Here is a 13672-nt window from a genome sequence, read left to right as displayed (position 1 = left end):
TAAAGGAATATAAAACCCTAACTAAACGGTATTGGGGCGAGGTAACGGGGGTTTGGTAGCCTAACAGCCCGAATTCGAGACTCACTATTACCGGAGGCCGCCATGTCGTTGGACCTTGATGCCATCAATCGTGACCTGGGCCACGATCCCCAAGCCCTCACCCAATGGGCATTGGGGCTGGGCAAGCACGCGATCTGCACCACCAACTTCCGCCCTTTCGAGGCGGTCATCCTGCACATGGTCACGCGAGTGCAACCGGATATCCCCGTGGTATGGATGGATAACGGCTATAACACCCCGGCGACCTACCAGTTCGCCGACGAGATCGCCAAACGCCTGAACCTCAACCTGATCACCTATCTTCCCCGCCGTTCACGCGCCCACCGCGAGGCACTCGAAGGGCAAGCACCGGGTATCGATGACCCGGGACACGATGCCTTTACCCAAGAGGTCAAACTCGAGCCTTTCGAACGCGCTCTGCGTGAGATGAATCCCGATGTCTGGATCACAGCACTGCGCGCCGAGGACACGCCGGAGCGCTCACGCATGCAGCCGGTGTCGCGCAACGCCGATGGCCTGTTGAAAGTCGCCCCGGTACTGCACTGGAACGCTCGCGACATGTACCAGTATCTGCAAGCCCATGATCTGCCCAATAACTTCGACTACTTCGACCCCACCAAGGTAGAAGACAAACGTGAGTGCGGCCTGCACCTTCAGCATTGAGCCGCTGCGCCCGCCGGCGAGGCTCTCCCGGTGGGCCGGTCAGTATTCCGGCAGCATCTTCTCGTCGAACAACGACTGCTCGTGGCGTGGCCCCGCCGTCAGCGCGGCATCGACCAGGTCGCGGTCGAGATGCGGCGCAAAGCGCTCGAGAAATTCATACATGTAGCCGCGCATGAATGTCCCGCGACGGATGCCTATCTTGGTCGTGGAGCTGGCAAACAGATGCCTGGCGTCGATTACCACGAGATCAGTATCCAGCTCGGGGTCCACCGCCATCTGGGCCACGATGCCGACGCCCATGCCTAGGCGCACGTAGGTCTTGATGACGTCGGCATCCGCGGCAGTCAACACCACGTTGGGCTCGAGATCCTTGGCTCTGAAAGCATCGTCCAGCTGCGAGCGCCCGGTAAAGCCGAAGACATAGGTCACCAGGGGATATTTCGCCAAGGCTTCCAGCGTCAACTGTCCCTCAAGCTTCGCCAACGGATGATCCTTGGGCACCAGTATGCACCGGTTCCAGCGGTAGCAGGGCAACAATACCAGATCGGTGAACAGCTCCAGCGACTCCGTGGCGATGGCGAAATCCGCCTGTCCTTCGCTTACCATCTGAGCGATCTGCTTGGGCGTGCCTTGCTGCATGTGCAGCGCCACGTCGGGGTACTTACGCGTGAACTCGGTTATGACGGGTGGCAACGCGTAACGTGCCTGTGTATGCGTGGTGGCGATAGCCAGGCTACCCCGCCGTTCGTCGCTGTGCTCCTGGGAGACTTGCTTGATATTCTCGGTCAGCCGCAGGACCTGGCCCGCCAACTCGATGATGGCGTTTCCCGCCGGAGTGACCCGCGTCAGATGCTTGCCGCTGCGAGCGAATATCTCCACGCCCAACTCATCTTCCAACAGGCGAATCTGCTTGGATATGCCGGGCTGAGAGGTATACAGGCTTTGCGCCGTCGCCGAAACATTCAAGTTATGGCGACTCACTTCCCAGATATAGCGCAACTGTTGTAATTTCATGCGTGTCTCCCCTCGCGATAGCGCAGTTGGACAGAGCTCGGCAAAGCGCTCCCCGCAGGTAATTTTGCCCTTGCTTTATCTCTAGTTAGAATAAACAGAATAACCATAATTACTTTATAGCATATACAAGACAAGATGACAGCCTTGTGCCATTGCCCGGGCTAGCGGCCCTCTAGAACACAGGAAATTTGCCAGTGACTCCCATGCCCGCTAACATTTGCCGACTTGGCGCAGTAAAAGCGTCAACGAACGCTGCGTGATGATAGTTGCTCGCTTTGAGTCAACGTAACCGCAAGAGCAACGCAAACGGGAGAAGCATATGGCCAATAATATCGATGTCACCAACGCCAATTTCGAGCAGGAAGTCCTCAATGCGGAGCAGCCTGTCCTGTTGAAGTTCTGGGCCCCCTGGTGCGGCCCGTGCAAGGTAATGGCTCCGGTGGTCGATGAAGTTGCACAAGAGCGTCAGGACGGCCTGAAAGTCGTCAGCATCAATGTCGATGATGCGCCGGAAATCGCCGCGGAACAGGGGGTGCGTGGAGTGCCGACCGTCATGCTGTTCAAGTCCGGCACCAAGGTCGCTTCACTGGTCGGGGCGCAATCGAAATCCCAGCTCGCGCAGTTCATCGACCAAAACGCCTGATCCAATTCAGGCGTGCCGGTTCGAGCCAATACGCGCTGACCACGCCGATGATAGCCGCCGGGTCGATCCGGCGGCGTCACGAGTCGCTCAAGGCAAGCGATTTCTTTCTCGCTTCCATGGCGGTTTGGCCGCCTCCCTCAATGCCCTCGGTTTCCCATCGCCCTTTGCCGCACCCAACAGGTGGGCTATCCAGCGCGTTTGCGGATGACTGTCCAGGGCAATCTTCAAGGTCATGGTCAGCAATACCGAAAGCAGCATCCCCACCGCACCGAACACCCATCCCCATACCACCAGGGAAAGAAACGCCACGAACGTGGACAGCCCCAACGCCTGCCCCATGACCCTTGGCTCGACGAGATTCCCCAGAATGAAATTGATCACGAGATAGGCCGAGGCCAGGACCAGCGCCTCGAACACCCCACCATCTTGCGAGACCAGCAGAAGCAGAACGGGAGGAATGGCGGCAATGGCCGAACCGATATTGGGAATGAAGTTCAAGGCGAAAGCGAGCACTCCCCACAGCAAGGGGAATTCGACCCCCACCAGGACACACGCCAGCCACACCAATACCCCCGTCACCAGGCTTATCATGGTCTTGACGGCAAGGTAGCGCTTCAGCGTCAGGCTGAACTCACCGAAACGCTTCAGACTCGGTGCAGGATTCACCAGGGCATGGGAGACCTTGGCACGAAAATTCAGGGTCTCGAAGAGCATGAATATCACCAGCAATGAGACCACGACGCTCTGCATGAAAAAGTTGCCGATTTCCCCCAGCAACTTGGGAACCCAGGAGTTCTCCTCATCATCCATGTTGAAGAGCGAGCTCAACTGCTCCGGGTTTATCGCCAGACCCTTGGCCGCCAGAGCGTTAAGCAGATTCCAGTAATGTTCATAAAGACGTGCTTCAATATCCGGCAGCGCCTCCACGAAGGTACCGAAGCTGTTGACCACGAGTATTCCGATCAGCGAAATGAAGGCCAGCAGCACGAGAAGTGTCAACCATACAGCTGCCCGCAGGCTCAGCCCCAGCTGGTGCAGCCACTGCACGGGCGCCGTACATACCACGGCAATGAAAATCGCCAGCAGCAGCGGAACCAGTAGATCGGCACCCAATTTCATTCCGGCAATGATCACCACCAGCGCGGCCAGCGCCAAGGTGGCATTCATCGGCATACTTCGGTAATCCTCGTCAGATAATCTTGGCATATCCGTTACCCTTACCTAAATCTGTTCCATCATGGCGGCATCGTATTGTTTGCACAAACTTTTAACTGCATTTACCCAGCGTTTGATAAACCGTACATCGCATAAACCACTACCGTGCAGCCCTCAGCCGCACAAAACTCAGGTCCGACGAAATGAACTTTACGACTTTCTAAACTTCCAAGCCAGACGACACGAGGCATCCGTTTCCTGCAGATAATATCTTTCGATCAATTACCCGTTTCAAGAGGCTTGCCATGATCTCTTTTACTACTCGCGCCTTGCGCTCCTCAATGTTGGCTTCGGCGGCCGCGTCGCTTCTCGCCACCGGACTGTTAGTATCGGCACCATCCGCCATGGCCTCAAACGCCCCGCCCCCATCCTTGAGCATTCAAGCCCAAGCGTCGGTGGAAGTCGAGCCGGACAAGGCCACGCTGAATGCCCGCTTGTGGGAGCGCACCCCCGCCATAGCGCAGCATGAAGATCAGCAACAGGACAGCAGCGCGCTCGCCGAAGCCCGGGAGCGGCTGGAAGAGCGGACCGGCAACCTGATTCGCCAGATGGAAGACGCTGGCCTGGCGCGTGATGCCATCAATGCGGGATCGCTCAACATCCAGCCCGAACACATATCCGGCCCGCGAAACGCAGATGAGGAGCGCAAGACCCTGGTGCGGACCCGCCTGGAACGCCCCGTCGAGGTCGAGTTGAATGATCTGGATCAGCTGGGAGAGATACTCGACGCCCTGGTCAGCGCCGGTGTGAACTCGCTGGACGGCGTCCAGTTCGACCTGCAGGACCGCGAAGCCGCCACCGACGAGGCCTTGGTCAAAGCGCTGGAAAAGGCACGCCACAAAGCCGAGTTGATGGCCAAGACACTGGATATCACCCTCGGCGAAATCACCCAGGTGCAAGAGACCCAGTCGCCCATCTTCTCCCCACGCATGATGTCGATGCGTGCCGACAGCGCGGAAAGCGCCGGCGGCCAGAGCGAATACCGCCCCGGCACCATCAGCATCGATGCCGGGGTCAACGTGCAGTGGTCGCTTACAGCTGAAGGCGCTCCGCGCCCTTCAGATAGGGACGCAACGGCTCAGGAACAGTAACCGAGCCATCCGCCTGCTGGTGGTTTTCCATTACCGCCAGCAGGCACCGCCCCACGGCCAGGCCAGAGCCGTTCAAGGTGTGCAGCAGCTGCGGCTTCTTCGATTCGGGGTGGCGGAAACGCGCCTGCATGCGCCGCGCCTGGAAATCCTCGCAGTTGGATACCGAGGAAATCTCCCGATAGGTATCTTGGCTGGGCAGCCACACTTCCAGATCGTAGGTCTTGGCCGCGCCGAAGCCCATGTCGCCGGTACACAGCGTGACCACGCGATACGGCAATTCCAGCGCCTGCAGGATCGCCTCGGCGTGGCCGCGCATCTCTTCCAGCGCGTCGTAGCTCGTTTCCGGCTCGACGATCTGCACCATTTCGACCTTGTCGAACTGGTGCTGGCGAATCATGCCGCGGGTATCGCGCCCGTGGGAACCCGCCTCACTGCGGAAGCACGGCGTGTGCGCCGTCAGCTTCATCGGCAGCGCCGCCTGCTCGACGATTTCATCGCGCACGAAGTTGGTCAACGGCACTTCCGACGTCGGAATCAAGTGATACTCGCGCTCGTCATCCAGTTTGAACAGGTCTTCGCCGAATTTCGGCAACTGGCCGGTCCCCATCAGCGAATCGCGGTTGACCATGTACGGCACGTAGCACTCTTCGTAGCCGTGCTGCTCGGTTTGCGTATCCAGCATGAATTGCGCCAGGGCCCGGTGCAGTTTCGCAATAGGACCACGCATGACCGCAAAGCGCGCCCCAGTCAGCTTCGAGGCGAGATCGAAATCGAGATAGCCCGATTTCTTACCCAGGTCGACATGATCCAGCACCTCGAAATCGAACTCGCGCGGCGTGCCCCAGCGGTGCAGCTCGACGTTGTCGTCTTCGCTCTTGCCTTCGGGAACGCTTTCGTGGGGCAGGTTGGGAATACCGCTAATGGCATCGTCCCACTCCTCCTGTACCTCGGCCAGCTCACGCTTGGCCCGGTCCAGGCGGTCGCCCAGGTCGCTGACTTCATCCAGCAGCGGTTGAATATCCTCGCCGTTGGCCTTCGCCTTGCCGATGGCTTTGGAGCGCGTATTACGCTCGTTCTGCAGCTGTTCGGTCTGGGTTTGCAGCTCACGACGCCGAGACTCCAACGCTTGCAGCTGCTCGGTATCGAGCACATAGCCCCGCCGGGCCAATTGTTGGGCGACATTATCGAGATCACCACGCAGCAGTTTCGGATCGAGCATAAGGTCCTGTCTCTTGGCCGGAAATCGGAAAGTCAATGCCCCGGAAGGCACGTCGAGAAAGCCATCTATTGTAGGCAAAAGCGCAGCGCGGAGCCATGGGGGCAAGGTTTCTTGCGGGCACGCATGGTCAGGGCGAGTAGACGGTCATGCTGGGGGAGCCATGCGCATTCTCATCCCTCGATCAGGATTTGCCCCATGACGCCCAGCAAGAACCCCGCCACGGCGCCCAAGGGAGGCGCCCAGTGTTTCTTCAATCTGGCCTGAGGCGCAATGTCCTGAAAAATCAAGTACAGGATGCCACCGGCGGCAAACAGCATGATAGCGGACACCACTTTCGGGTAGCCCGAAAGCACGAAATACCCGGACAAGCCAGCCGCCGGACCCAGCATGGCCATCAGGATAAAAGCGCCGATGATCTGTAGCCGACGATAATGGGTCGATGATTTGAGTTCCCGGTAGGCATTGAAGCCTTCAGGAAAATTCTGCAAGGCAATGACACCCGCCAGCAGCAGCCCGGCATCCCGCGACAAGGCAAAGGTCGCCCCAAGCGCCAGCGCCTCCGGTATGAAATCGGCCAGCATGGCGATCAGCTGGCTAACCGGCGCGTCGTTCGCTGCCAAACGCCTATCGAGGATCATGAACGTGACGCCGCCACCGGCAAAGCAAACGAAGATCGCCAACGGCGATAGCGTGCGTATGCCCTCGGGAACGAGCACCAGCGCCACCGCCGCGAGAAGCGCGCCGCCACCGAAGGCGATGACACTGTGGCGCAATTCGTTTTCCAGCCAGTTCGGACGAATTCGCTCGACCGCCGCAATCGACGCCCCGATGGGCATGGCAAGCCCCGCGATCAACGTCAAGACCGTAATTTGAAGCAGGTTACTCATGAGGTACTCGAAAGTTCCAGGAGTTAACGCCTAGTGTTGCGGCAATCTTGCTGCCGCGCGGGTGCGTTCGCCACAGCCACTGGTCATGCTTTACCGGTCGGTATTCACCGCTAACACTATTGCGTCACCTATCTCGGCAATCGCCTCGTTCCTCTCGGAGAAAGAAGCTTTCGTCTGCGTCAAATATAGAGCTACCACGATAGGCTTGCGCTCCGGTGGCCAAATCATGGCGGTTATAGATCGCGATCCAAAACCGCCAGCCCCAGTACGATCTGCCATAATCCAGCCTTCCGGTACAGCAGCGCGAAAAAGCTCATCCGCAACCTGGTTTCTCTCAAGCCAGTCCCGTAGTTGATCCCTGGAAGTTACGGATAACGCGTCGCCCAACAGCAAACGCTCGAGATTTTTTACCATCGCATTTGGAGTCGTCGTATCCCGTTGATCGTCTGGTGCAGCTTCATTGAGTTCCGTTTCCCAGCGATCAAGACGCGTAACCTCATCACCCAAGCTCCTCGCGAACGCTGTCACTTTTTCCGGCCCACCCAGCGCTTGCAAAATCGAGTTCGCGGCTGTGTTGTCGCTCATCGTCAGAGCCGCTTCACAAAGCTCCGAAAGGGTCATCGCTTGCCTGCCGGCGTATTCCTCCGTGACGGGGGAGTAGGTCACGATATCTGACTCTGAAAAACTCACCGTTCTGTCGAGGCTCTCCTCTTCCGTATCGACCCGGTGAAGCAGGGCGGCACAGGCGAGCGTCTTGAACGTACTGGACATCGCAAATCGCTGGTCAGCGTGATATTCCCACCGCTGGCCCGACTCCACATCATGAGCGGCAAAGCCCACACGAGCCTCTAATTCGCCAGCGATTCGCTCCACAGTGTCAATCAGGGAGTCATGGCCGTCAGCAGATGCAATTGATGCCGATACGGTAAGAAAAACAGCGACAGAAAACGTTAACAACGACTTCATCGGTTGAGTACTCATAAATTTCTCATCACGTGACTTAAAACTGCATGATTCCGCGCTTTGCTGCTGCTTTGTAGCGCCAGCGGGAAAGCAATCCGGCAACGGCGACCGTGGCAACTCGTCTCATTTGTAGCTCTTTGCTACAATCAAGAAAATTCAACAATGGAGCTACAAATGCCTACGAACAGCATTCGTTTAGATCAAAACCTGATTGAAAAAGCCACCATTATAGCTAAAGCGCTTAACCGGACCCCACCCAAGCAAATAGAACATTGGGCAAAAATCGGCGAGATGATGGAAGATAACCCCGATTTACCCTACGAGTTCGTGAGGCAGGCCATCATCGCGCAGGCAGAACGGGACGCCGGAAAGCTGGAGGCATACGATTTTGGTTAAGGCCACGAGTGTATTACAAACCCCTACATTCAAGAAAGCAGTGAAGAAGCTCCAGCCCAACCCGAAAAAGGACCTTGATTTGGCCATTAAGGATCTTATGGCCAACCCCGACACTGGAGAACAAAAGAAAGGGAATCTGGCCTTTCTGCGAGTCCATAAGTTCAACATGAACAAACAGCTGACTCTGCTGGGTTACAGTTTTGATGATGGCGCTCTGGTGCTTGAACTGATGGCCTTGGGCTCACACGAAAATTTCTACCGCGATCTCAAACGAAGAAAATGATGGTTTCACGCAGACAGCACGCGCAGCTGCGGAATGGAGGCAGAGCCGCAATAGAGTAGACGTCGCCGTGCCTGTGATTGTCAGGAACCGCCAATTCCCCTTGTAGCGAAATGATGTCCGCTACGCCACCGGCAATGACTCATTGCTCCCCCAGTCAGCCCAGGAACCGTCGTACAGCGACAGCTCAGTATACCCGGCCAGCTCGGCCGCCAGCAGAATGATGCAGGCGGTGATGCCGGAACCACAGGAAAACACCAGTTGGTGCCCGTTGTTGGGCTGAAGGGAGGGAGCGAGGTGGGCAAACGTTGACGCCAGCTGGCTGGCTGGCTTGAACCGATAACCCTCCAGCACCTCTGTAAACGGCAGGTTGAGGGAATTGGGGATGTGGCCACCGCGCACACTAGGCCTGGGTTCTGGCGCTTGCGCCAGGAAACGTTCCTGTGATCGCGCATCGATGACCGTTACTCGCTCGTCCTCCAGATGCTGGAAAACGTAGACAGAATCTCGAACCAGGGTGTGGTCGAGCTTACCAACCACGCTGCCATGCTTGGCCGCATATGCAACCGAAGCAGAATCGGTGTCCCGCCCTTCGGCCAACCACTGCGGCAGGCCACCATCCAGAACAAACACCTGTTTGAGGCCCATAGCCCGCAGAATCCACCAGGCTCGTGGTGCCGAGTAGATACCCTGATCGTCGTACAACACCACCAGGCTCTCGGGCTCGATGCCCAATCTACAGGCCTCCGCCGTGAACTGCTCTTCCGTCGGGAAGGCGTGAGCTTGGGAAGCTCCGGTATCGCAAAGCGCCCCTTCCAGGTCGATCCGAAAACTTCCCGGGATCAACATAGGACGGTCATAAACGATCGGCTCCTTGCCAACGACATTGGCCATGCTAGCGTCGATCAGTACCAAATGTTCGTTATCCAGATTGTCCTGCAGCCAGTCGGTGGTCACGAGGGGGGAAGGCATGGCGTTCTCCGGTCTAGGTCGACATGCAACAGTACATGATCGCGGATGGGCGCAACCAGCAAGTTGACGCGGATCGCGTAATCCGCAGCATGCTGATCGACGAGCTGCAGAGCGCCGGGCGTGCCGATTGGATCGGTACGGGAGCCGTGTTCATATTGCCTTTTTCTCTAGGGTCTGTTGACGTTTCATCGCGAACCGCGTTGCTGCATCAAAATGTGCCAGGCAAGGAGCGGAACGCAGGGAAGGGTTATTCCCTTTTCAAGTTTCGCAACGCAGGATGGCGCATTTTGATGCGCAACCCGAAGGGCTGGGTCAGTTTTTATCCGCTGCGGCGTTAGTCGTCGTTCATTTGGAATAACCAAACGTCTCTTCTCCTGCCTTGCCCAGAATAAAAACTGACTCCAGCGCGGCCGTGAATGAAACGTCAACAGACCCTAGTGTTGGCCGATGCAGGCGGGGATTTTAGCATCCACGCCAAACCTCGCAATCTTCACTTCGAGACTACTTACCTCGCAGCCGCAATCCTCCTCAACTGAGGATTTTGCAGCATCCTAACGCAGAGCATACCGGTGACTTTGACGCAGCGCAGCGGAGGCAAAGGCATCCGAGTGCCGCGTCTGGTTAGCTGCTTCCCAGCATGTACGCACGAAGCTGCCGCTCCTCTCGCATGACATAGAGGACGAGAACCCGCTGCTCATCCTCACGATAAAAAACGCGACATGGTGGAACCACTACTTCTCTGTATACCGAATTGGGGAGCTCAGGAGGCATCCGGCCGGATTGGGGAAAATTTTCCAAACGCTCGGTTTTATCGAAAACGTCCTGGACCAGACGGCTTGCGGCAGCAGGGTTATCCAGAGCAATGTAGTCAGCGATGGCATCCAGTTGTTGAAGGGCGGGCTCCGTCCAGATTATTTCAGCCATTGACTCATCTTCTCCCTGGCCTCACTTTGGCTGTACGTTCTGCCCTCAAGTACAGCGCGCTCTCCCCGAGAGAGCCCCTCAAGCAACTCAAGTCGGCGCTGCATGAACTCATAATCCTGCACATCAACAAGATAAGCGGATGGCTGGCCATGTTCAGTGATCAGTACCGGCTCTTTGGACAGATGCAGGTCTGCCAGAATTTTTGTGGCTTGACGCTTAAGGTTTGTAACAAGCTCTACTTTCATGGGGCTCCCCCTGATACAAATTTACAGTGACACTATAGTATCACTGCGCGGGAGAGGCAATCACAGCTAACGCCGCTCAGCACGCGCGGTTACGGAATGGAGGCGAATCCGCAATGTAGTAACCGTCGCCGTGACTGGCCTTGTTAGGGCTATTGCGATATAGTTGTACGGAGTTTCCGTACGTAATGGTGGAATTATGGATATCATCAGTGTAAACAAATTCAGAGACAACCTAAAAAGCCTTGTAGAACAGGTGATTAATAGACATGAGCCTCTCAAAGTGACACGCCGCGCCGGAGAGGCTTTCGTGATTATGAGCGCTGAAGACTGGGAAAGGGAACAAGAAACCCTGCATGTTCTTCAGAGTAGAGACCTGCTGCAGCAAATTGCGGCCTCCCTCGACACTCACAGCCGTGGCCAAGGATACACACCTAATGATGAGCAGATGAATGAGATCACTGGTATTTGAGGGTAGCACTTGGGAAGCCTATGAACAGATGCGAGAGAAAGACAAGAAGTTGCATAAAGCTCTCTGCAAATTGCTGAAAGAAATGCTCCGCTCTGACGACCCATCAATCGGCATCGGCAAACCTGAACCGCTTAAACACAACTTATCAGGCTTGTGGTCACGGCGCATCTCACAGAAAGACAGACTCATATACCGATTCGACGACAAATCCATTTACGTTTTCGCCATTGGAGGACACTACGACCAGCCCTAACGCCCGGCTCACCGAGCAAATTTTTGTGGCGCCTTTTTGGAACAAAAAAAGGTGACACCAAAATGAGGTGGTCCCCGAAATTCGGACCAGGCATTAAGCTCTGATCATGACGAATTTGACCCTCACCCCATATCAGGACCGGTCATTGTTAGAAGTTCCGGCCGTTGTTTCGCTGCAAATTGCTGTCGAACATCGACTTGCAGCGAATTCTTCAGGCGTTAGCCAGCCTAATGAAGAATGGGGTCTGAGCTGATTGTAGTCCTGTCGCCAGGCTTCGATCTTCTGCCGCGCATCGTCCAGTGACAGGAACCAATGGATGTTCAGGCATTCTGCCCGGAACTTACCATTGAAGGACTCAACGAAAGCATTGTCCGTCGGCTTGCCTGGGCGGCTGAAGTCCAATGTGACGCCCTGCTCGTAAGCCCAACGATCCAACACGCGTGAGACGAATTCAGGGCCGTTGTCGACCCGTACCTGTGAGGGATGGCGTCCCCTTTCGCTCAAGCGGGTCATGACCTCGGCCACGTTCGCCGCGACGATCGAACTGTCAACGTGGATGGCGAGACATTCGCGGCTGAACTCGTCGACCAGCATCAGGGCCCGCAGACGCTTGCCGTTGAACAGCGCATCGCTGACAAAATCCATGCTCCAGACCTGATCCAGCCCCGTGGCCAAAACACGTTCGCGCCGGGTGGCAGCCATCCGATGGCGCTTGGGGCGCTTGAGACGCAGGCTAAGCCCAGCCTCGCGGTATAACCGATAAACGCGTTTATGGTTGACTTCCCAGCCCTCGCGCTTGAGCAACTCATGGACACGCCGGTAGCCGTAGCGTACCCGGGTGGCGGTGATCTCGTGGATCCGCTGCAACAGCGGGCGCTGGTCCTGCGCCTGACTGCGGTAGTAAAACACCGAGCGCGCCAGGGCGAGGACGCCACAGGCCTGCCGTGTACTGGCGCCGAACTGATCAACCAAGTCCTGGGCCAGCTGTCGCTTGCGCGACGCGCTCAACGCTTTTTTCCGAGGACATCCTGCAACATCGCCTTGTCCAGGGAAAGGTCGGCCACGAGTTGCTTGAGCTTGCGATTCTCCTCCTCCAGCTGCTTCAAGCGACGCAGCTCCGAGGGCCCGAGGCCCCCGTATTTCTTGCGCCAGGCGTAGAACGTGGGCTCACTGATACCCAGCTTGCGACACACCTCCGCGACCGGCGTCCCCAGCTCCGCCTGCTTGAGGGCGAAGGCGATCTGCTCCTCAGTGAAACGGGATTTTTTCACGGCACATCCTCCTATGAGGGTTTTCTTAGTGTGTGCCGGAATCTCTTGTTATGCCTGTCCAGAATTCGGGGAGAGGGTCACGAAGGGCGGGAAACGGGCATAAAACACAAAGATAATAGGAAATTAGTGTCTGAGCTTACGGTTTTTGTCGGCTCAAGCGGGAGTTGAAGAAAATCGGCAGTTATTCAGACTTTCCTTCCTAGCCGTTGATCAGTCGGTATCGGGGTGTCCAAACAGGGCTTCTATTTTGCTAGAGAATGGCTACTGCTGGGTATAGTGATAAGAATTTGAATTTTCAATGGTTTTTCAGCCGTACCTTTCATGGCGGGTGGTAGGTAACGCTATTCTGGGCATCTCCTGCAGCGGTTGTGGTTTACGGGTTTTCTCGGCAATCTAGTGATTCGCGTCAATAAATCGCTTTTCTAGCCGAGCACCGTTGCCATGAATACCGCTTTTGACCAAACGCTAGCCGCCATCGATGCGCTGCACGCCGAGGACCCGCGTACCACGGTTACCGCCGATGGTACGCCCATGCCCCAAGAACTGGCCTATGCCCAGCGCATGAGCGGCTGGCTGGATAAGGTACACGATGCCCCGGATGACGTGCTGCGCCTGGCGGTGCGTGCCCAGCACTTGCAGCGCTGGAAGGTGCCGCGCGAGCAGTACCCCGAAGGGCGTGTGGGGTATTTGACCTGGCGGCGCGACCAGGGCGCGCAGGGGGGCGATACCACCGCCCGGCTGATGCGCGAGGCGGGCTATCGCGACGAAGACGCCGAGCGTGCCGCAACGATCATCCGCAAGAAGGGCCTGGGCCGGGATGCCGATGTACAGGCGCTGGAAGATTGCGCCTGCCTGGTGTTCCTAGAGAACTACTTTGCCGATTTTTCGCGCAAGATCGAGCACGACCACCTGGTGCGGATCGTGCAGATGACCTGGCGCAAGATGTCGCCCCGCGCCCACGAGCTGGCCCTGGGGCTGCCCATGTCCGAGTCCTCGGCGGCGCTGGTCAAGGAAGCGCTCGGCGCCGAGTGAGCCGCCACCTCGAGATGCAGCCGGCCGGTGCCTGCGGTAAAGTAGTGGCCTTCCTTATATTGCGCCCCCGGCACT

Annotated in this window: 18 protein-coding genes; 9 read left to right on the top strand and 9 right to left on the bottom strand. The window is 57.1% G+C overall.

Features of this window, described 5'->3' with window-relative positions:
- Positions 1-102 precede the first annotated feature (102 nt).
- Positions 103-723, top strand: coding sequence for a phosphoadenosine phosphosulfate reductase family protein (locus R5M92_RS02540; protein WP_346797613.1), 621 nt, complete (start codon positions 103-105; stop codon positions 721-723).
- A 39-nt stretch (positions 724-762) separates the two neighbouring features.
- Here the strand turns inward: R5M92_RS02540 and cysB are convergent, their stop codons facing one another.
- Entirely contained in the window at positions 763-1737 is a 975-nt protein-coding gene (gene cysB, locus R5M92_RS02535) for an HTH-type transcriptional regulator CysB (RefSeq protein ID WP_346797611.1), read from the bottom strand.
- A gap of 319 nt (positions 1738-2056) precedes the next feature.
- Here cysB and trxA point away from each other — a divergent pair, with 319 nt between their 5' ends.
- Positions 2057-2380, top strand: a complete 324-nt coding sequence (gene trxA, locus R5M92_RS02530) for a thioredoxin (protein ID WP_346797609.1) — start codon at positions 2057-2059, stop codon at positions 2378-2380.
- Between the two features lie 87 nt (positions 2381-2467).
- Here trxA and R5M92_RS02525 read toward each other — a convergent pair whose 3' ends face one another.
- Complete coding sequence (locus R5M92_RS02525; RefSeq protein ID WP_346797607.1) at positions 2468-3586, bottom strand: AI-2E family transporter; 1119 nt, start codon at positions 3584-3586, stop codon at positions 2468-2470.
- A 254-nt stretch (positions 3587-3840) separates the two neighbouring features.
- Between R5M92_RS02525 and R5M92_RS02520 the strand changes: the two genes are divergently transcribed.
- Positions 3841-4686 (top strand): SIMPL domain-containing protein, encoded by an 846-nt coding sequence (locus R5M92_RS02520; protein WP_346797606.1) that lies wholly within the window; start codon positions 3841-3843, stop codon positions 4684-4686.
- Here R5M92_RS02520 and serS read toward each other — a convergent pair.
- From serS to bla, 3 genes are all read right to left on the bottom strand, one after another.
- A complete protein-coding gene (gene serS / locus R5M92_RS02515; RefSeq protein WP_346797604.1) occupies positions 4628-5905 on the bottom strand; it encodes a serine--tRNA ligase in 1278 nt (425 codons plus the stop codon). The genes R5M92_RS02520 and serS overlap by 59 nt on opposite strands.
- A gap of 170 nt (positions 5906-6075) precedes the next feature.
- Positions 6076-6792 carry a ZIP family metal transporter gene (locus R5M92_RS02510; RefSeq protein ID WP_346797603.1) on the bottom strand — a complete coding sequence of 239 codons (717 nt, stop codon included), beginning with the start codon at positions 6790-6792 and terminating at the stop codon, positions 6076-6078.
- A gap of 90 nt (positions 6793-6882) precedes the next feature.
- Complete coding sequence (gene bla, locus R5M92_RS02505; RefSeq protein ID WP_417339110.1) at positions 6883-7758, bottom strand: class A beta-lactamase; 876 nt, start codon at positions 7756-7758, stop codon at positions 6883-6885.
- Positions 7759-7929: 171 nt separating this feature from the next.
- Here bla and R5M92_RS02500 point away from each other — a divergent pair, with 171 nt between their 5' ends.
- Positions 7930-8151 carry a TA system antitoxin ParD family protein gene (locus R5M92_RS02500; RefSeq protein WP_346797599.1) on the top strand — a complete coding sequence of 74 codons (222 nt, stop codon included), beginning with the start codon at positions 7930-7932 and terminating at the stop codon, positions 8149-8151.
- Positions 8144-8434, top strand: coding sequence for a type II toxin-antitoxin system RelE/ParE family toxin (locus R5M92_RS02495; protein WP_346797598.1), 291 nt, complete (start codon positions 8144-8146; stop codon positions 8432-8434). The genes R5M92_RS02500 and R5M92_RS02495 overlap by 8 nt, the downstream gene beginning before the upstream one ends.
- Before the next feature lie 120 nt (positions 8435-8554).
- Here the strand turns inward: R5M92_RS02495 and R5M92_RS02490 are convergent, their stop codons facing one another.
- A complete protein-coding gene (locus R5M92_RS02490) occupies positions 8555-9403 on the bottom strand; it encodes a sulfurtransferase (RefSeq protein ID WP_346797597.1) in 849 nt (282 codons plus the stop codon).
- A gap of 23 nt (positions 9404-9426) precedes the next feature.
- On the opposite strand from R5M92_RS02490, the gene R5M92_RS02485 reads away from it, so the two are divergent.
- The gene (locus R5M92_RS02485; RefSeq protein ID WP_346797596.1) at positions 9427-9741 is read left to right on the top strand and encodes a hypothetical protein; all 315 of its coding nucleotides are present in this window, start codon (positions 9427-9429) and stop codon (positions 9739-9741) included.
- A gap of 283 nt (positions 9742-10024) precedes the next feature.
- On the opposite strand, the gene R5M92_RS02480 is transcribed toward R5M92_RS02485, so the two are convergent.
- Both R5M92_RS02480 and R5M92_RS02475 read right to left on the bottom strand, forming a co-directional pair.
- Positions 10025-10327 carry a type II toxin-antitoxin system RelE/ParE family toxin gene (locus R5M92_RS02480; protein ID WP_346797595.1) on the bottom strand — a complete coding sequence of 101 codons (303 nt, stop codon included), beginning with the start codon at positions 10325-10327 and terminating at the stop codon, positions 10025-10027.
- Positions 10315-10572: a type II toxin-antitoxin system Phd/YefM family antitoxin gene (locus R5M92_RS02475; protein WP_346797593.1), complete on the bottom strand. Its 258-nt coding sequence runs from the start codon at positions 10570-10572 to the stop codon at positions 10315-10317. Before R5M92_RS02475 ends, R5M92_RS02480 begins: the two co-directional genes overlap by 13 nt.
- Positions 10573-10768: 196 nt before the next feature.
- Here R5M92_RS02475 and R5M92_RS02470 point away from each other — a divergent pair, with 196 nt between their 5' ends.
- Both R5M92_RS02470 and R5M92_RS02465 read left to right on the top strand, forming a co-directional pair.
- A complete protein-coding gene (locus R5M92_RS02470; protein WP_346797592.1) occupies positions 10769-11041 on the top strand; it encodes a type II toxin-antitoxin system Phd/YefM family antitoxin in 273 nt (90 codons plus the stop codon).
- Positions 11022-11294 (top strand): Txe/YoeB family addiction module toxin, encoded by a 273-nt coding sequence (locus R5M92_RS02465; RefSeq protein WP_346797591.1) that lies wholly within the window; start codon positions 11022-11024, stop codon positions 11292-11294. Before R5M92_RS02470 ends, R5M92_RS02465 begins: the two co-directional genes overlap by 20 nt.
- Positions 11295-11426: 132 nt before the next feature.
- On the opposite strand, the gene R5M92_RS02460 is transcribed toward R5M92_RS02465, so the two are convergent.
- Positions 11427-12565, bottom strand: a protein-coding gene (locus tag R5M92_RS02460; protein ID WP_417339047.1) for an IS3 family transposase whose coding sequence is annotated in 2 segments (ribosomal slippage) — positions 11427-12316 and positions 12316-12565 — 1140 coding nt in all. Because the reading frame shifts where the segments join, the coding sequence is not laid out codon by codon here.
- A gap of 441 nt (positions 12566-13006) precedes the next feature.
- Between R5M92_RS02460 and R5M92_RS02455 the strand changes: the two genes are divergently transcribed.
- Entirely contained in the window at positions 13007-13597 is a 591-nt protein-coding gene (locus R5M92_RS02455) for a DUF4202 domain-containing protein (protein ID WP_346797588.1), read from the top strand.
- Positions 13598-13672 lie beyond the last annotated feature (75 nt).

It is taken from the genome of Halomonas sp. Bachu 37, from assembly GCF_039691755.1.
Taxonomy (GTDB): Bacteria; Pseudomonadota; Gammaproteobacteria; order Pseudomonadales; family Halomonadaceae; genus Vreelandella; species Vreelandella kashgarensis.
The sequence above is the reverse complement of the archived record's forward strand: the minus strand, read 5'-3'. Positions and strand labels throughout refer to the sequence as shown.